Genomic DNA, 18,527 nt, shown 5'->3' with positions numbered 1-18,527 from the left:
CCCTAGAAATCGAAACGGTGCTCGGCCACCCCCTGGCCCGCTCCGGTTATAGCGAAAACGCTGCCGGCGAGCGGCTCGTCTGCGCGTTGTTCCTCGCTCAAGAATTTGTACGCTGTGGTGACGAACAGCGTCTTGTAATCCGGGCCGCCGAAACAAAGGCAGGTCGGATTGGTCACCGGCAAACCAATCTTTCGGTCGATCCGGCCATCGGGCGTATAGCGCACGATCGCGCCGCCCGCGAAAAAGGCCTGCCAGAGGCAGCCATCGGCATCCACGCAGGCGCCGTCGGGACGTTCACCGCCGGCGCTGTAATCGGCGAAGACCGTGCGCGAGACCGGCCGCTCTCCGGCCTCGTCCAGCGTTATCTTCCATGTCAGATGCCTGCGCGTATCGGTGAAATACATATGACGCCCGCCGGGGTCGAAGGCGATGCCGTTTGCCACAATCACATCGTCGTAAAAGGGCGTGAACGCGCCATCGGCATCGACGCGATAAAGCCGCCCCAGCCCCTGGTTCAGCCCATTGTCCATCGTCCCGATCCAAAGCCGCCCGTTCCTGTCGACGCGCCCGTCATTCAGCCTTGTCGCGGGCAAAGCCTCGTCGGGAACGCGCCCGAAGGGCTCCGACCGGCCCGTCTCCGGATCTTCCATCACCAGTTCCAGATCGCGTGCGATCAGATGAAGTCCCGAGCGAGTCAGGGCGTGGCAGCCGAGATAGGTCGAGGCCTGCGTGCTGACGCTTGCCTTGCCGGTTGCCGGATCAAGCCGGAACAGGCGCGGTTCCTCGATGTCGATCCACACCAGCCTTTGCGTGCGCTCGCACCACAGCGGCGTTTCCCCGAGTCGCGCCTCGACGGTCTGAACGCATTCCACCCTGGGTTCCATCAGCCGCCTCCCCGTCATCGCCGCGGCACCGATGCCGGCCGCATCAGCCTGCGCTGCGCGGCGGTGCGGAAGGGCGCGTTGACCGCGCCATAGCCCGAATAGGCACCGCGTCTCTCCACGATCTCGAAGAAGATGCCGTCGCCGAACGGCCGGCTGTAAAGCTGGAAATAGGCTCCGTTCTTGTCTTCGTCATAGAGAATGTTGTGGCCCCGTAGGCGCTCGACCATCTCCGGCGCGACCGCAAGTCGCGCAACAAGGTCGTCATAGTAGTTGTCCGGCATTGGCAAGACCGCAAAGCCGTTTGCCGCAAGCGCCTCGGCCGTGGCGAAGATATCACCGGTCTCAAAGGCGACATGCTGCACCGACGAGCCGAAACTGTCGGCAACGAAGCGACCAGCAAAGGTGCGGTGCGTTTCCGCGCCGTTGAGGGTGACGCGCAGCGCGCCGTCCGGCGACTGGATGGCCTGGCTGCGCACCAGTCCGCCGGGATCCACGACATCGACGGTCGGCGATTTCTCGGTTTCAAACAGCGACAGGTAGAACAGCGACCATGTCAGCATCTCTTCATAATTCATCGTCTGGGCGATGTGGTCGATGCGCTTGAGCCCCGCAGCGCGCGCCGGCGTCTCATCGTCCACCGGGCGGAATTCCGTATCCCAGACATCCGCGAGGCCGCTGCTGTCATCAATGAAATGCATCAGCCCGGCGCCAACGCCGCGAATGGCCGGAATATCGAGTTCGCCCGCGCCGACCGGCTGGCGGAAGGGCACGATGCCAAGCGCCTCGGCCCGCGTGACCGTATCCTTCGCGCTTTCCACCGTAAGCCCGATATCGCAGATATTGAGGCCGTGCACGATATGGGCGCTGTGGGCAAAGCCTTCGCGCTCGGTATTGATGACCACACGGATATCGCCCTGCCGCCAGACCTCGACCTGCTTGGCGATGTGCCGGCCCGCCCGCCTGAAGCCGAGCGTCGACAGAATGCCGGCCACGTCGGCCGCTTCCGTCTCATCAGCCGCGAATTCGACAAAGGACACGCCGCGCGTAGAAATGCGCGGCGGCATGTCCGAAAGGCCGAAGGCATTGGCCGGTTCCAGCCGGCGGACCTGATCCATGAGGTAGACGAGCGAGCGATGCCCGTCGCGCGCGATCGCGCCCGGGCTGCCGCCGCGGAACTGATCGTTGAACACTTCAAGGCTAAGCGGCCCGCTATAACCTGTCGCCGCGACCGCGCGCATGAAGGAAACGACGTCGAGGTCCCCCTCGCCCGGCATGTTGCGGAAATGCCGCGACCAGTAGAGCAGGTCCATCTCGATGATCGGTGCATCGGCAAGCTGGACGAAGAAGATACGGTCACCGGGGATACGGCGGATCGAATCGGGGTCGATTCCACGCCCAAGCGTATGGAAACTGTCGAGGATGAGCCCGATATTGGGATGATCCGCGCGGCGGACGACCTCCCAGGCATCGCGATGATCGAAAACATGCCGGCCCCATGCCAGCGCCTCGAAGCCGACGCGCAGCCCGCGTTTCGCCGCCCGCTCTCCAAGTGCGGCGAAGTCGCCGGCCATGCGGTCAATGCCGCCGAGCGCTTCGGGATGGGTTGACGAACAGACCAGCACCAGATCGGTGCCCAGTTCCTGCATCAGGTCGAACTTGCGCTCCATGCGGTCGAAGGCGCGTGTCCGCAGCGGCTCAGGCAACCCCTCGAAATCGCGGAACGGCTGGAACAACGTGATGTCCAGCCCGTGATCGCGAACCATCTGCCCCACATCGCGCGGCGAAGCGTCGAAGGCGATGAAATCCTGTTCGAAGATTTCGATGCCGTCAAAGCCGGCCGCGGCGATCGCCCCCAGTTTTTCCTGCAGGTCCCCGGCAATGCAAACGGTGGCGATTGAGGTCTTCATCCCGTCACTCTTCCCTTCCCGCTCACGATGCCGCCATGAGGGCCGGCATCATTTCGGAGATATCGGGCTCTTCCCCGGTGAACAGTTCGAATGCGCGAACGGCCTGCCAGAGCGCCATGCCCGTGCCCGGCAACACCGCGCATCCCTTCGCTTCGGCGGCGACGATCAACTCCGTTCTGGGCGGAAAATAGACGATGTCTGCGACCCAGTGGCCGGGCGAGATCAGCCGTTCGGGAAGCGGGCAGCCCGGCAGTTTCTCCATGCCAACCGGTGAGGCGTTGACGATCCCGTCGACACTGGCGGCAACCTCCACGCCTGATGCGGCCTCGACCCTTTCAGCGCTGAAATGATGCGCAAGGCTATCGACAAGCGCGCCGGCGCGCGCCTCGTCGGGATCGAGGATCAGCAGCCGGCCGATGCCTTCGTCGAGCAGTGCATGCGCCACGGCCCCGCCAGCTCCGCCGGCGCCCAAAAGCAGCACACGACCGCGCGCGACATTTTCCGCCAGACCCTCGCGAAAGCTCCGGGCAAAGCCCCAGCAATCGGTATTGTGTCCAATGCGGCGGTCGCCTTCAAAAACAATGGTATTAACCGCGCCGACCAATTGCGCCTCTTCGGAAAGCGCGTCGAGATGCGGAATAACGGCCTGCTTGAAGGGATAGGTGACGTTTAGGCCGCGATAACTCTCGGCTTCAAGCACATCGAGGATCGCGCCGGCATCCTCCGGCAGGTCGCGTTCGAGCGCGTCGATGAAATCATAGCGATAGTCAATTCCGAGCGCCCTGGCCGCGGCCATATGCATGCCCGGCGTGCGCGAGCCGCCAATGCCCTTGCCCAGAAGACCGGCTCTGAAGCTATGACCGGAACCGGCGCGTGGCGAGCGTGCCCGTGTGACATCCATGCAGAAGCGTCCTCCCAAACAATCTCCTGTTTTTGATTTTGTTCAACTCGGTTAATTATGTCAAGGCAATGTTCGGATCGGTTAGTTTTGTTTTTTGAGGGTCGCGCAATCGCCTGCTTTGCAGTAGACCCGCAAGGGAAGGATCGAGGGGAGGAGAGAAATTGGCAAAGGGCCAGATCAATGAACAACCGGACATGACGTCACGGCGAAGCTGGAAGCAGAATCCCGAAGCCGTGCGCGAGAACATCCTTCAGACAGCCCGCGCCGTCTTCGTCGCTCACGGCCTGTCCGGCGCCAAGATGGATGAGATCGCCGCCCGGACCCGAACCTCGAAACGGATGATCTATTATTATTTCGGCGACAAGGAAGGCCTCTACCGCGCGGTTCTGGAGGACGCCTATGCACGCATGCGACGCGCCGAGGACGCGCTCGACCTCGGCCGCCTTCATCCCGTCGAAGCCCTGCGGCAGTTGACGGAGTTCACTTTCGACCACCACAGCCGCGAGCGCGATTTCGTGCGGCTGGTAATGGTCGAGAACATTCACGAAGGCCGTCACATGTCGAAGTCGGAGATGATCTCGGGACAGAACAGCTCGGCGATCCGGCTTCTGGAGGAGATCTACAGGCGCGGCTGCGATGATGGCCTGTTCCGGCCCGGCCTGACGGCGCTCGAACTGCACTGGCACATTTCCGCGCTGGCCGTCTTCAACGTCTCCAACCGCGCGACCTTCTCCAACATTTTCGGCCCCGACCTGTTCGAGCCCAAGGGCCAGGAAATGCTGAGGCGGCATACCGGCGACATGGTGCTGCGCTTCGTGATGAAGCCGGGGCTTTCGCCGGAGGATGTCGAAAAGCCGCCGCAGACGAAGCCGCGCATGATCGATCCCGGCATCTACCGTTTCCTCGAAGTGCTCGAGGCGCAGAAAAACAGCCTGCCGGAGGCAACGACGCTCGAGGCAAGGCGCGTGCTCTACAATTCGATCGCCCGCAATCTCCGGCTGCCGACGCCGCCCAATATCGAAACGGACCGGGAAGACTGGATCGACAGCGATGGCGGCCCCGTCCGCGTCCGCATCTTCAGACACCAGGGCAGCGGTCCACAGCCGGCGCTCGTCTATCTCCATGGCGGCGGTTTCTGGCGCGGCAGCCCCGAAAGCCACTGGGACACGACCGCGCGCCTCGCCTCATGGACCAGACAGACGGTGATCTCGGTGGACTATGCGCTCGCGCCCGAAAACCCGTATCCGGTAGCGCTGAAGCAAGCGCTCGCCGTCATCGCCTGGGCGCGCGAACAGGCCGAGCGCCTTGGCATCGACGCGGCGCGCATCGCGGTCGGCGGCGACGGGACCGGCGGGAACCTCGCGGCTGCCGCCGCGACCGCCTGTCGGGATGCAAAATTGCCGCTGCGCGCCGCGCTGCTGATCTATCCGATCCTCGATTTCGATCTCACGCGGCCCTCCTGCCGGCAGAACGCCGACGGGCCGCTGCTGCGCCTTGAAGACGTGGAAACGGCAGCCCGGCATTATTGTCCCGATACGGCCCTGCTTTCATCCGATCCAATGGCCGCGCCGCTTCGGGCGGAGCGACACGAAGGCCTGCCGCCGACCTTCCTCGCGCTTGCCGCCAACGACCCGATGCGCGATAGCGCAGCGCAATACGCCGAAGCGCTGCAAAGGGGGGGCGTCAGCGTGACCGTCGACGAAGGCGAAGGCCTCGTCCATGATTATCTGCGCGCCCAGAGCCACTGCACCGCAGCCGAGGACAAGCTCAGGATCATGAGCGACTGGCTCTACGAGGTCTTCCTCACGCCCGGCGCCCCGGGCTGAAAGCCTGCCTCAAGAAACGAGTTTTGACTTGACTACATATATAGACAAGTCATATTGGCTCGCATGTATCTTGGAATTGACATCGGCACCTCGGTCATCAAGGCAGCGCTCCTTGACCGGGACGGACATCAGCAGGCCGAGGCAAGCGAACGCATGTCTCTGCTCGAGGCACCCATCGGTTGGTCGGAGCTTGACGGCGAGGCGACCTGGGAGACCGCGACGCGGGTGATCCGCGGCCTTCTTCGACAGACAGGCTTCGACCCTGCCGCGATCAGGGGCATCGGCATTACCGGCGTCATGGTCGGCGTCTGGGCGCTGGATGAAAACGACCGGCTTCTGCGTCCGCCGATCCTCTGGAACGACGCGCGCGCGCAGGATCTCGTCGACAGGCTTCAGGCCGAAAATCCGGACCTGATCTCCGCCGTCTTCGCCCATTCCGGCTCGGTGATGCAGCTCGGCTGCACGTTGCCGGTGATGGCCTGGCTCGCAGAAAACGAGCCGGACGTGCTGGCAAGGGCCCGCCATATCCTGACGGCCAAGGATTTCATCCGCTACCGGCTGACCGGCGCGGTCGCCACCGATGAATCGGAAGCCGCCATGGCCCCGGGCTCGGCGACGACGCGCGATTTTCATCCCGGACAGGCCGCCCTTCTCGGCATCGAGGATCATGTCCATCTGCTTTCGCCGGTCGCCCGTGGGGAAACGCTGGCTGGCGCGGTCACCGAGGCTGCGGCCAGGGCAACCGGCCTGAAGGCTGGCACGCCCGTTGCCATCGGCACAGGCGACACCAGCGCCTGCGTGCTCGGCGCCGGCGCCCACGAGCCGGGTCAGGCCGTCACCGTGCTCGGCACGACCTGCCTCAACGGCGTGATCTTCGACCGCGCCGTCTATGAACCGCGCGACCTCGGGCTGCTGTTCATCGTTCCGGGCGAACGGTGGATGAAGTCGATGGTCAATGTGGCCGGCACCACCGTGCTCGATTGGGCGCTTGAAACGCTCTGCCCCGATCTCGCCGCCGGCGACGCGCCCTATGAGGCGCTGGGCGCGCTTGCCGAACAGAGCCCGGCGGGCGCGAACGGCGTTTCCTTCGTTCCCTATCTCTCGGCCTCCGGCGTGATTGCGCCGCGCATCGAGCCGAAGGCCCGCGCCGGCTTCAACGGCCTTGCCCCGCACCATCGTCGGGCCGACATGGTGCGCGCCGTCTATGAGGGACTGGCCTATGCGATCCGCGACTGTTTCGAAGCGATCGGCGGCGTGAAATCCTCCATCCGGCTTGTTGGCGGCGGCGCGCGCAGCCCGTTCTGGTCGCAGATGATTGCCGATGTCACCGGTGCGCCCGTCGAAGTGCCGGAGGGCACGCAGTTCGGTGCCAAGGGGGCAGCGCTCTGCGCCGCCGTCGCCATCGGCGACTACGCCTCCCTTGATGAAGCCTGCGCGGCGACATTCGCGCTGAAGGCGCGTTTCGAACCGTCAGCGGAAAGCAGAAAGGCCTATGAAGCGGGATTTGCGCGTTTCAAGGCCGGCAGCGAGGCCGCGCTCGGCGTACTGAAAGCCGTCGCCGATTAGCCCGAAAGCCTATTTCTCGCCGTCCCGACGAAAATCGCCGAAGCCGACCGTATAGGTCCACTCCCTCGCAGCCGGACTGCGATTGTCCGGCTCGGCGGCGGGAAAGCCGACATTGCGGATGGAGATATCGAGCGGCACGGGCAGCATGACGATGCGCGAGACCTCGAGCGGCCCGCCGGTCTGGTCGCGCCCTTCCCTCACGGCGAGAAACACCGGCGCGCCTTCCGGGATTTGCAGAAGCGCGGCGATTTCGGCATCGGCTGCGACCGGCATGTATTTGTCATCGGCGACAACGACCGTGCGGCCGAACCTTTCACGCAGCACCTTGTAGAGCGAACCGGAAAGCGCGGAGAGCTCCAGCCCCTCCAGAACATCGAGGTTGAGACTGGTGGAAACGATCGCGAGCGGCTTGCCGCCGGCGACCGCCAGCCGCTTGTGGCGGTAGACCATGGCATTGTCGCCAAGCCTGAAAAAGCGCCGCTCCTGCTCGCCCGCCGCCACCTTGCCGCTTTCCAGAACCGAATAATCCGGTTTCAGCCCCTGCCCGACCAGGCTTTCGGTGATCGAGGCGATGGCGTGGTAGCGCTTCTCGACGCCCTTGCGGTTGATGAAGGTGCCCATGCCGTGCTGGCGCACGAGCAGACCCTCGCGCACCAGAATTTCCAGCGCCTGCTGGATCGTCCGGCGGCTGACCTGCCACTGCGCGGCCAGCTTCAGTTCGCCGTCGATCTTGTCCTCGTAATAGCCCGAAACGATCCGGGCTCTCAGCGTCTCGGCAATCTGGATGTAGACCGGGCGATGGTCTTTCGCCACGGGGGCATCTGCACGCAAGAGCGGCTCCTGAAAAAGCTCGTAATTTATGCTTTGACGCAATTCCGGAGAAATCCGGCGTTCTCAGGAATTGCCGTTGAACTGCCTAGCATAAAGGACGGCTATCTGCTTTGCCATATTGGCGAGCACAACCTTGAGGATTTTTTCGCCCTTTTCGGCCGTTGCCGCGCGTGCATCGCCGAGAACCGGGCTCTTGGAGAAATCGGTCCAGCGATAGGCGACTGTCGAAAAATCCTCCGGAAATTCCGGATAGTTTTCAATGGCCTTGTCCATATCGACGGCATCGGGCGCCAGATGCAGCACATAGGATGTCTCGATCTCGCAGGCATGCATGTAGGACGCATGCGCCTCCTTCTTCTCGCGCACGTCCTCAATCACGGGACCGGCGCCGGGATAGAAGAAATTAGCGAGCGTGATGCCGTCTTCACGCAGACGGCGCTGCGCATCGCGGATGGCGACGGCATTGCCGAGATGCGCATTGACCACCACGACCGTGCGGATGCCCTTCTGCGCGGCGCTTTGGGCAATCTCGACGATCGTGTTGCTGACGGTCTCGTTGGAAACCCCGAAGGAGCACGGCGCTTCTGCCAGCGACCAGACCTGGCCGAAGGGCAGCACCGGAAGCCTCAGCACCGGCGTTTCCCCGTCGATGGTCTTCACCAGTTCCTCGGCAAGACGGACTGCCAGAATGTTGTCGGTCCCCGCCGGCAGGTGGTCGCCATGGCTTTCCACAGCGCCGATGGGCAGAAGAAGCACCGGCGTCCTGGCCAGTGCCGCTTCCATGTCGCTGTCGTTCAGCCGCGAGATATCGGTCTTATCGTATGCCAAGGGGATGCTCACTGCTTGAAGACGAAGGCGCGCTGCGGGTTCTTGACGAAGAACTTCTCGAACAGCGCCTTGCCGTCGAAACCGGCATCGCCGGCCTGTTCCATGAAGCGGGGCGCCCAACTTTCGAGAATGTAGCCGAGACCCAGCCCGCCCTCGCCGTAATTGCGATACATCGTCCGCCGGGCGATATCGCCGCCGACGACGATCTGGTCCTCGTGGCCGTGACGGACGAGATTGAGGATGCAGTCGATCAGCACGCTCTCGGGGTGGTATTTGACGCGACTGATGCCGTCGAAGCACATGAAGAGGCCGGTTTCTGCCGCCTTCAGATGCAGCCAGTGGTCCGGGTTGCGGTCGACATGGGCCATGGTCAGACGGGTCGGGTCGACGCCTTCTTGCCTCAGGATGGCGAGCTGTTCGAGGATCAGCGTGCCGAGCTCGGTGTGGGAATGCAGCGGGCAGCCGGTTTCCTTGTGGGCGTCGAGAACGGCGCGGGTGACCTTGTCCTCGGCTTCGGAAATCGTGTTGTAGCCCGTGCCGAACTTGGCGACGCCGCCCTTGTAGCTGGTGCCGTCCATGCCGACGGTCAGTTCGCTGACGACATGATCGCGGATCTCGGCGCGCGTATGGCCATCGATCCACTGCTGGAAGGTGCCGCCCGTGCCGGCCATCTGGCCCGGCCACATCACGGCCTTGTTGAAGCCGGCGGTGGCGATGATCTTGATGCCGGTGCGGTCGGAGATTTCCTTCAGCTCGGCGGTCTTGCGGCCGTAATCGATGGCGGTCGCATCATAGACGGCCTGGCCGCCCTGGGCAGTGAACAGTTCCACATCCTTGATCGAGGCCTCGATGTCATCGATCATGAAGTCGTCGATCTTCTTTTCCTGCCAGAGCGGCGGGATACAATAGAGATGGTCATGCGAATAGGTGACGCCGAGTTCTTCCGGTGCGATATCGCCGTTGAGTGTCCGAATGAATTCCATGTTCAGCGATCCTTTTTGAAGTTTGAGAGCGCAAGCGCGAGAATGATGATCGAGCCCTGCAGGACGAAGCGCGCCGCGGGCGGCAGCGACAGGACGTAGAGCAGGCTCTGGAGAAAGAAGAGGATGAGGGCGCCGGCAGCAGCCCCCAGCGGCAGGAAGACGCCGCCGGTGAAAAGCGCCCCGCCGATGACGGCCGCGGCGATCGAATCGACCGTGTAGGTGTCGGCAATGCCGATCGAGGCCATGCCGGTGATCGACGACAGCATGATGCCGCCAAGCGTGGCCATGAAGCTTGCCAGCACGAATGAAAAGATCACCATGCGATCCGCGGCAATGCCGTTGCGCCGCGCCGAACGGGCGTTTGCGCCGGAGAGCAGCATCTTCCGCCCAGCGAGCGAGTAGTGGACGAAGGCCAGCAGGAGGAGACTCGCTATGATCCAGATGACCACCGACCACGGCAGAATGCCGAAGACCCAGCCTTCGGTGATCACCCGGAACCCGGCCGGGATCGAGCCGCGCGGGCTGCCGCCGGTATAGACGAGGATCGCACCCGCCAGCACCAGCGAGGTGGCGAGCGTCGCCAGGAACGCGGGGATGCGCAGCACCACGACCAGCACGCCGTTTGCGAGCCCGACGAGAAGACCGAAGAATACGGTGATCGCCAGAGCCGCGGCCATGTTGTCCATGTCGCCGGAGAAGCTTGCGGCCAGAACCACGTTTGCAAGCCCAGCCGTCGCCCCGACGGAAAGGTCGAGCCGGCCCATCATCAGGATCAGCGCCTGGCCGAGCGCGATCAGCCCGAGCGGCACGGCCTGGCGGGCATTGTCCATGACCTGAACCACGGATACGCGGCCGGAGAAGACGAAGAGGACAACCAGCAGGATGGCGAGCAGCCCGAGCGCGCGCCAGGTGGCGCCGGCTGGCTTTGCGTTCGAAAGGACGGCAGAGAATGTCATATCAGTTTTCCTCCGCCTTGCCGCGCATGAAGAAGACCAGCGCGACGATGAAGATCAGGCCCTTGGCGATGTTCTGCAGACTGGTGTCGATATCGAGCAGGTTGAACATGTTGTTGATGAGCACGAGCGAAAGCGCGGCGAAGAACACGCCGACGGCATTGCCGCGCCCGCCCTGCAGCGCAACGCCGCCGAGGATCGCCGCCGAGACGGCATCGAGCGTGTAGGATTCGCCGATCAGCGGATCGCCGGAGAGGATGCGGATCGACAGCACGATACCCGCGCCCGCAGCCAGCAGGCCGGAAAGGCCGAAGACCACGAGATCGACGCGCAAGGCCGAGATGCCGTTGGAAAAGGCCGCGCGCGGATCGGAGCCGAAGGCATAGATCGAGCGGCCAAGGCGCGACCAGTTCATCGCAATGGCGATGACGGCAAACACGACGAGCGTGATGATCAGCGGCGCGGAAAAGAGACGCTCGGCGCCGAACAGCGCTTCGTAGAAAGCATAGTCTACTTCTCCGCCCGGAGAGGGCAGGAGAAGCATGGTGATGCCCTTGACGATGGCAGCGGTCGCCAGCGTCATGACCAGCGGATTGATCTTCAGGAAATTGACGCCGCAGGCGGTGAAGACGCCACAGAAAAGGCCGGCGACGAGCGCCAGCGGAACCGAAAGCCAGCCGAGGCTCGCCGAGGTCAGCGCCATGATCGCCGTCGCAAGGCTCATGATCGCGCCGACGGAAAGGTCGATGCGGCCGGCAAACAGCACCATCGCCTGACCGAGCGCCACCAGACCGAGCGGCAGAAGGCGGGTGGCCAGGTTCGTCAGGTTGGAATCGCTGAAAAAGTTCGGCGACAGGAAGCCGGTGATTGCGACCAGCAGCGCCGCAAGCACGAAAGCAGGCAGGCTCAGGAGCAGGTTGGAACGAAGCGAGCCTTCAAACATGGAGCCTCTCCCCGTCTTCGGCCCTGGCTGCGTTCTGTCCGGCGGATGGCAGGCCGGCGGCATAGCGCATGATCTTTTCCTCGGAGAAATCGGCACGGGCGATCTCGCCCGTGATGCGACCTTCGTAGAGCGCCAGAATGCGGTCCGAGAGGCCGATCAGCTCCATCAGGTCGGACGAGATGAGAATGACGGAAACGCCCTTTTTCGAAAGCTCGTCCACCAGATGGTAGATCTCGCTCTTCGACTGGACATCGACGCCCTTGGTCGGCTCGTAGAGCACCAGAAGCTTCGGCTCATGCGCCAGCCAGCGGGCGAAGACGACCTTCTGCTGGTTGCCGCCAGAGAGTTCGCCGACCGGCTGTTCCATATCCGTCGAGCGGATCGAGAAACGCTTTCGGGCGCCTTCGACGAATTCACGCTCGTAGTCGAGCGGCAGGAAGCCTGCGCGCGACCGTTCCGAGATGGCAAACAGGCTCATATTGAGGCGGATCGGCAGCGACAGCGCCAGTCCCTCATGCTTGCGGTCATCGGGGATACTGGCAATGCCGGCGCCGATCGCGGCCGCCGGCGTCTTCAGCTTCACGGCCTTGCCGTCAAGCTCCACCGTGCCGGAGCGGAACGGCGCGATGCCGCACAGCGCATCGGCAAGCGGCTTCTGCCCCTGGCCTTCGAGGCCGGCAATGCCAAGCACTTCGCCGCGCCGGACGACAAAATCGATCTCCGGCAGGCGGGCATTGGCGCCGCCGCTGACGGCGAAGCGCACCGGCCTGCCTTCAAGCGCAGGGCGTGCGGGAAAGATGTTTTCAAGTTTGCGGCCGACCATGGCCTGGACGAGGTCGTCTTCATCGAATTCGCCGCGCGCGGCCGCAAGGGTCAGCGCGCCGTCCTTCAGGACGACAACGCGGTCGGCGGCCTCCATGATCTCGCCCATGCGATGCGAAATGAAGATGACCGACGTGCCCTCGTCCTTCAGCTGCCGCATCAGCTTCAGCACGGTCTGCGCGGCCTCCGATGAAAGCGAGGCCGTCGGCTCGTCGAGGATCAGCAGGCCGGGTTGCGCGGAAACGGCGCGGGAGATTTCAACGAGTTGCCGTTCAGCAGCACTCAGCCGCCGTCCGAGTTTCCTGCCGTCCAGGCTGAAGCCAAGGGAAGCCGCGAGCGTCTTGAAATCGGCATGAAGCGGCTTCTGCCGGATCATGCCGAGGCCGTTGCGCGGCTCGCGGCGGAAGAAGGCATTTTCGGCCACCGTCAGGTCCGGCATGATCGCCGTTTCCTGATGCGCGATCGCGACCCCGCTTGAGGCTGCGTCTGCCGGGCTGGCGGGACGATAGGCATCCCCCTTCAGCCGGATCTCGCCGCTGTCATAGTGAAGGTTGCCGGAGAGAATGTTCATCAAGGTCGACTTGCCGGCGCCATTTTCGCCGACAAGGGCCAGAACTTCTCCCCGGCCGAGCGAGAAAGAAACGTCCTTCAGGACGGTGTTGCGACCGAAGGACTTGGACAGACCCGAGACCGCGAGCAGAGGGGGGCGTTGTGCGGAGGTTTGGCTTGTCACTGTTTCTCTCTCACCTGATAGATCGGTCAGTCCTCAAAGGTTGCCCGGATCTGTTCGTCGCTGAGGCGCGTATTGGCCCAGAAGGAATCCGACAGGTCGTCGCGGGTGAATTCGGACAGGTTTTCCGAGGTGATCATCGGCACTTCGTAGACTTTGTCCTTCTCGACCTCTTCGCCTTCCAGAAGGTCGATCGCGACCAGAAGGGCTTCCGAGCCAAGCCAGGTCGGCTTGGACGGGGCGACGGATTCATAACCGTCGGATTCAAGCGCGGCCCAGCGCTTCAGATAGCCATTATTGTCTTCGCCGGTCATCGGCACCAGCGGGCGCTGCGCGGCGTCGAAGGCATCGATTGCGCCGAGCGTCATGCTGCCGCCCTGCGACCAGACGCCGTCAACTTCGGGATTGGCGGCCAGCAGGTTGGAGACGGCGACCTTGGCCTTGGCATAGTCCCAGCCGGCATCAACGACGCTGATGACCTCGATGCCCGGATATGCGTCGAAGACGGCCTCAGCGCCTTCCCACCGGTCATCGCTGGCGGAAATGCCGGAAATGCCGTTGAGCGCGATGATCCGGCCCTCGCCGCCGAGCTTTTCGGCCAGCCATTCAGCGCCGGCCTTGCCGAAATCGACGTCATCAACGGTAACAAGCGCGTCGTAGTCGTCGCTGCGGATGGTGGAAGCCAGGAGTACGATCTTGATGCCCTGCGCTTCGGCCTTCTTCAGCACCGGAATGACGGCGGTGGGCGAAATCGGGGTGAAGACGATGGCATCGACGCCGCGGGTGATCATGTCCTCGATGTTGGAGACCTGGCGGTCGGCCTTCATTTCGGATTCGGTGTAGATGACGTCGACCGTGTCAGCGTTACGCTCGGCCTCGGCCTCGAATTCCCTGGAAAGCTGAACCGACCAGGAATTGCCGTTGAAATAATTGTCGTAGCCGACGGTGTATTTTTCCTGCGCCATGGCAGGCGCCGCGATGCCCGCAAGCACGGAGGCGACGAGAAGCATTTTCTTCAGTTTCATGTTTTTCCCCTTTTTCGAGAAGCCGAGCGTGTTTATGCCTTATTGTTATCTTGTACACTCATGTAGTCAAGTTGGAATCTGCAAAATCTGCCGGATTTCACATCAGCGTGACGCCCTGCCTGTTATTTCGGCAGAGCGTCCACGGCTTGGCGCACCCAGTCCAGTCTCTTTTCAGGGATCAGGCCGTAATTGTAGAAGTTGATGCCGTCTGCGCCCGCCTCGACCGCAGCCCTTGCGCGGTCCGCAAGCGCTTCCGCCGAGGTCACTTCCGGATAGAAGACGCGGTAGCCGGCGCCGAGATATTTTTCCGGCCCCAATGCGGCGCGCCCTGACTGCATCAGTTCTGCAACCTTTTCAGGCTCCATGAAATAGCAGCAGAGGATCGCGCCGTCGCAGACCTTTCCGACGGCCGCGAGGTCAACGCCGCCTTTCCAGCCATCGGCAAGATCGATCAGAACAATCTTGCTCGCCGGGTCGGCGGCGGCGCGGATCTCTTTGATCAGGCTGGTGACCGGCTCCGTGCGCCATTCGAGAAAGGCTCTCAGCGCGGGATAGGCGTTGAAGGCGTCGTTCCCGGCGTCAGGAAAGTTCGGGAACTGCCTTTCGGGCACTTCGCGCGCGCACATCTCGGCGATGAAGCCGCGCACCGTTTCGCGCGCCTCGTCCATCGGCACGCCGGCCAGCTTGCCGCGCGCCATGCAGTGATCGCAAAAGCAGAGCGACAGCAGAAAATCATCCTCATCGTTCAGCCCGACGCCGTCCTTCTCATGATGGAATTCGTGGGCGAAACCCATGAAATTCGGGCTTTCGAGCTCCACCATGTCCGGGCGGTAGCGCGTCGTCATGTCGCGCACGAGGGTGACCACATAGTCGCGCGCCTGAGGGCTCGACGGGCAGAGATTGTAGTAATTGGGATTGCCGAAGGCGTTGCGCGTCACATGCTCGGGGTGCAGCGTACCGAGGCGCGTATTGTGCAGGCAGACCGTCCAGCAATTGACCTTCATGCCGTCGCCGGTATCACGCGCCGTCGTCAGCGCCTCGAGCATGTCGCCGCGCTCCGGCACATTGTCGGCCACAAGCGGGCGGATCGTCTTGCCCTCCCACAACGTCTCGTCAGGGCGGAAATAGACAGTGCCGTCCTGCGGGAAATAGGCCTTCTGCGCCGGACTGCGCGGCTGCAGGAAACGGCCGGCATGGTAAGAGGAAGCCAGCGAAATCGTGTTGAGCCCCGCCCGAGCGCCCAGATCCGAAAACGTTCGTTCAAGCCCCTGATCCTGAACGTCCCAGGGATAGGTCCACATGGAAAGATTCATCGCCGGCTCCTTTGTTGTTTACTTGACTGCACATGTAGTCATATAAATCACCCGCAAGTCAACTCCGCCAAGGTCGACATCTGATTTCCAGCTCTGGCTGCTTGCAGTCGGCAACTAAGAATGCGGCGCGGACATGCAGCGACGAAGGGGACCGGCTCGGAGACACACGTCAAGCCTTGCACCCTGTGTCGAGCACGACAGCAGGGCCTAAATATTATGCAGATTTTAGATTGCATAAAAATTGACAGATCGGCAAAAATTCTCTAGTTGGAAAAAAGTTTTCCTTTTCGAGATATTCAAGGATCCTCCCGCATGCTGCATTCCACTTCTCTTCTCCGGGCCAGTGCGGTTGCCGCCCTGCTCGTCGTTCCCGCCGTTTCAGCCCAGGCCCAGGAAACCTTCGTCGTTTCCAACTGGGGCTATTCCAACGATTTCTACGAGCCCTTCATTTTCGAGCCCTTTGAAAAAGAGCATAATGTAAAGGTCGTGACGGAGACGGGCGGCGCGCCGGAGCGCCTCAACAAGGCCCGTATCCGCGGTGGTGTCGACGTCATCCTGCTGACCGACAAGTTCTCCCAGATCGGCATCAACCAAGGCGCCTTTGAAACGATCGATGATTCCAAGCTGTCGAATTTCGACGAGCTCTACGATGCGGCGAAGAACCCGCAGGGTGATTACGGCCCGGCCTATACCTTCGGCCGCTATGGCATTGTCTATGACAAGACCCGCACCGACACGCCGATCACCTCCTGGTGCGACCTGTGGCGCGAGGATTTCGCTGATTCGATCGCCATGCCCGCCTTCAACACCACCGGCGGCCCGCTGACGGTGATGATGGCCGGCAAATGCGCCGGCTCGGATGCCTTCGAAGACCCCGACACCGCTTTCGCCAAGATGGCCGAGTTGAAGCCGAACATCGTCAAGACCTTTTCCTCCGGCTCGGAACTGACCAATCTTCTGTCGACCGGCGAAGCCTTTATCGGCCTTGCGCAGGACTACGCCTTTCCGGCAATCCAGGCGGCCAATCCGAATATCGGCTGGGCGGAGCTTTCCGAAGGCGATTTCCGGATGATGAACACCTACAACATCCCGAAAAACGCCAAGCACAAGGAACTGGCGCTTGCCTTCATCGACTTCTCGATCTCGATGCAGGCCCAGAAGGATGCCGCGATCGAACTGGTCAGCGGCTCCGGCCCGGTCAACAAGACTGTCGAGCTGACGCCGGAACAGGCATCCCAGCTCGTCTATGGCGAAAAGGCCGTGCTCAGCATGCAGCCGACCCCCTACGACAAGCTGCTTGAGGTCAATGATGACTGGGAAAGCCGCTGGAACGAAGTCTTCGGACGCTAACGGACGCGCAATTGAACGCCCGCCCTTCCCTCGTTGAGCGCATCAACGCTCTAGGCCCGTGGTTGCTGGTTCTTCCGGCAACCGCGGTGCTCGCCTTCATCCTGATCATTCCGGTGGCGGGAACCCTTGCCGAAAGCTTTTCCAACCCGGCAGGGTTTTTCGTCAACTACCGCGACTTCTTCGCCGACAGCTATAATCGCACGGTGATGATCCGCTCGTTCCGCATCGCATTCCTGTCGACGCTGACGGCGCTCATTCTGGGCTTCGGCGGCGCCTACATGATCGCCAATGCCTCGCAAGGCGTGAAGCGTGTCCTCCTGATCCTTTCGGTCTTCCCGCTTCTGACAAGCGTGGTCGTGCGCTCCTTCTCCTTCATGGCGATCCTTGGTCGCAACGGCGTGGTCAACACCGCGCTGATGAAGCTCGGCATCATCAGCGAACCCATGGAAATGCTGTTCACGCAGGGCGCCGTGATTGCGGGCCTTGCCTATCTGTTCACGCCGCTGATGATCCTGTCGCTAGTGGGCGTGCTCGAGAATATCGAGGATGATCTCTATCTTGCCGCAGGCTCGCTTGGCGCCTCTCCGGTTGCCGTCTTCTTCCAGGTCACGCTGCCGCTTGCAGTTCCCGGCATGATCGTCGGCTCGATCCTCGTCTTCACCGGCTCGCTCGCGACCTTCGTCACCCCGACATTGCTCGGCGGCGAACCGCAGATGACGCTTGCCACCCTGCTCTACCAAAAGGCGATGATCTCGTTCGACTGGGGTGCGGCCAACACGATTGCCGCGATCATGATGGGAACCGCGATCTTCTGCGTTGTCGTGCTCGGCACGATCGCCAGCCGCATCTCGGCACGGAGGGCCGTCCATTGACCGGTCGTCGCATTCATCCGCTTTCAAAACTGTTCGGTTGGCTGGTCATCCTTTTCCTGGCGGGACCGATCGTCATCGTCATCGGCACATCCGTGTCCGATACGCCCTTTCTCGCCTTTCCGCCGCAGGGCTTCACGCTCAAATGGTATGCCAATGTGTTCAATCACAGCGGCTTCCTCGACACTTTCATCATTTCCATGCAGGTTGCCGTCGGCGGCACGCTGATCGCGCTCATCACAGGGCTTGCGGCTGCATATGCGCTGACGCGCTACAAGATGCGGATCCCCGGCTGGTACGGCTCGGTCTTCTTCCTGCCGTTCTTCATTCCGGAAATCGTCTTCGGCTTTTCGCTCTTGAAGACGCTGATCGTCCAGTTCCAGCTGCCGATCCTGCCGTCACTCATCCTCGGCCACGCGATCTTGTGCCTGCCCTATATGGTGCGGGTGATTGGGGCGAGCCTTTCAGGTTTCGACTTTTCCATCCAGGAGGCCGCCATCAGTCTCGGCATGCATCCGGTGAAAGCGTTCTGGACCATTGTCCTGCCCAATATCCGCTCCGGCGTGGTCGCCGGCATGGTTCTCGCCTTCATCACGTCGCTGAACGACATGGCCGTGGCGCTGTTTCTGACCGGCCCCGGCATCTCGACGCTGCCGATCGAGGTCTTCACTTACGTGCAGCAGTTTTTCGACCCGACCGTCAGCGCCGTTTCCGTGCTGCTGATGGGCGTCACCATTCTCGTCATGATGCTGATCGAACGCAGCCTCGGTCTGTCCAAGACCGTTCAATAGGAGCT

At 62.5% G+C, this 18,527-nt stretch carries 16 protein-coding genes; 5 read left to right on the top strand and 11 right to left on the bottom strand.

Annotation, left to right across the window (positions count from 1 at the left end; all coding sequences use genetic code 11):
• Nucleotides 1–2 precede the first annotated feature (2 nt).
• The 3 genes from GGR30_RS12610 to GGR30_RS12600 are packed head-to-tail and all read right to left on the bottom strand — an operon-like array spanning nt 3 to nt 3,692.
• Nucleotides 3–884, bottom strand: a complete 882-nt coding sequence (locus GGR30_RS12610; RefSeq protein ID WP_183486802.1) for an SMP-30/gluconolactonase/LRE family protein — start codon at nt 882–884, stop codon at nt 3–5.
• Between the two features lie 14 nt (nt 885–898).
• Nucleotides 899–2,791, bottom strand: coding sequence for a bifunctional sugar phosphate isomerase/epimerase/4-hydroxyphenylpyruvate dioxygenase family protein (locus GGR30_RS12605; RefSeq protein WP_183486800.1), 1,893 nt, complete (start codon nt 2,789–2,791; stop codon nt 899–901).
• Between the two features lie 22 nt (nt 2,792–2,813).
• Entirely contained in the window at nt 2,814–3,692 is an 879-nt protein-coding gene (locus tag GGR30_RS12600) for a shikimate dehydrogenase (protein ID WP_183486798.1), read from the bottom strand.
• 161 nt (nt 3,693–3,853) lie between these two features.
• Between GGR30_RS12600 and GGR30_RS23675 the strand changes: the two genes are divergently transcribed.
• Both GGR30_RS23675 and GGR30_RS12590 read left to right on the top strand, forming a co-directional pair.
• Nucleotides 3,854–5,518 carry an alpha/beta hydrolase fold domain-containing protein gene (locus tag GGR30_RS23675; protein ID WP_343066500.1) on the top strand — a complete coding sequence of 555 codons (1,665 nt, stop codon included), beginning with the start codon at nt 3,854–3,856 and terminating at the stop codon, nt 5,516–5,518.
• A 63-nt stretch (nt 5,519–5,581) separates the two neighbouring features.
• On the top strand, nt 5,582–7,084 hold the full coding sequence (locus GGR30_RS12590) for an FGGY-family carbohydrate kinase (protein ID WP_183486796.1): 1,503 nt from the start codon (nt 5,582–5,584) through the stop codon (nt 7,082–7,084).
• Nucleotides 7,085–7,093: 9 nt separating this feature from the next.
• Here the strand turns inward: GGR30_RS12590 and GGR30_RS12585 are convergent, their stop codons facing one another.
• From GGR30_RS12585 to GGR30_RS12550, 8 genes are all read right to left on the bottom strand, one after another.
• Nucleotides 7,094–7,915 (bottom strand): GntR family transcriptional regulator, encoded by an 822-nt coding sequence (locus GGR30_RS12585; RefSeq protein ID WP_183486794.1) that lies wholly within the window; start codon nt 7,913–7,915, stop codon nt 7,094–7,096.
• 63 nt (nt 7,916–7,978) lie between these two features.
• Complete coding sequence (locus GGR30_RS12580) at nt 7,979–8,743, bottom strand: creatininase family protein (protein WP_183486792.1); 765 nt, start codon at nt 8,741–8,743, stop codon at nt 7,979–7,981.
• Nucleotides 8,744–8,751: 8 nt separating this feature from the next.
• Nucleotides 8,752–9,726, bottom strand: a complete 975-nt coding sequence (locus GGR30_RS12575) for a phosphotriesterase family protein (RefSeq protein ID WP_183486790.1) — start codon at nt 9,724–9,726, stop codon at nt 8,752–8,754.
• A gap of 2 nt (nt 9,727–9,728) precedes the next feature.
• Nucleotides 9,729–10,682 (bottom strand): ABC transporter permease, encoded by a 954-nt coding sequence (locus tag GGR30_RS12570; protein ID WP_183486788.1) that lies wholly within the window; start codon nt 10,680–10,682, stop codon nt 9,729–9,731.
• A gap of 1 nt (nt 10,683) precedes the next feature.
• Nucleotides 10,684–11,622: an ABC transporter permease gene (locus tag GGR30_RS12565; protein ID WP_183486786.1), complete on the bottom strand. Its 939-nt coding sequence runs from the start codon at nt 11,620–11,622 to the stop codon at nt 10,684–10,686.
• On the bottom strand, nt 11,615–13,177 hold the full coding sequence (locus GGR30_RS12560) for an ATP-binding cassette domain-containing protein (RefSeq protein ID WP_183486784.1): 1,563 nt from the start codon (nt 13,175–13,177) through the stop codon (nt 11,615–11,617). Before GGR30_RS12560 ends, GGR30_RS12565 begins: the two co-directional genes overlap by 8 nt.
• A gap of 26 nt (nt 13,178–13,203) precedes the next feature.
• Entirely contained in the window at nt 13,204–14,199 is a 996-nt protein-coding gene (locus GGR30_RS12555) for an ABC transporter substrate-binding protein (protein ID WP_183486781.1), read from the bottom strand.
• A gap of 122 nt (nt 14,200–14,321) precedes the next feature.
• A complete protein-coding gene (locus GGR30_RS12550; RefSeq protein ID WP_183486779.1) occupies nt 14,322–15,512 on the bottom strand; it encodes a hypothetical protein in 1,191 nt (396 codons plus the stop codon).
• Between the two features lie 312 nt (nt 15,513–15,824).
• Here GGR30_RS12550 and GGR30_RS12545 point away from each other — a divergent pair, with 312 nt between their 5' ends.
• Genes GGR30_RS12545 through GGR30_RS12535 form a run of 3 tightly spaced genes read left to right on the top strand, consistent with a single transcriptional unit; the run spans nt 15,825 to nt 18,522 of the window.
• Entirely contained in the window at nt 15,825–16,862 is a 1,038-nt protein-coding gene (locus GGR30_RS12545; RefSeq protein WP_183486777.1) for an ABC transporter substrate-binding protein, read from the top strand.
• A gap of 11 nt (nt 16,863–16,873) precedes the next feature.
• On the top strand, nt 16,874–17,734 hold the full coding sequence (locus GGR30_RS12540) for an ABC transporter permease (protein WP_183486775.1): 861 nt from the start codon (nt 16,874–16,876) through the stop codon (nt 17,732–17,734).
• A complete protein-coding gene (locus tag GGR30_RS12535) occupies nt 17,731–18,522 on the top strand; it encodes an ABC transporter permease (protein ID WP_183486773.1) in 792 nt (263 codons plus the stop codon). Before GGR30_RS12540 ends, GGR30_RS12535 begins: the two co-directional genes overlap by 4 nt.
• Nucleotides 18,523–18,527: the final 5 nt, after the last annotated feature.

It is taken from the genome of Martelella radicis, from assembly GCF_014196625.1.
GTDB classification, from domain to species: Bacteria; Pseudomonadota; Alphaproteobacteria; order Rhizobiales; family Rhizobiaceae; genus Martelella; species Martelella radicis.
This window is presented reverse-complemented; position numbering and strand designations above follow the sequence as displayed.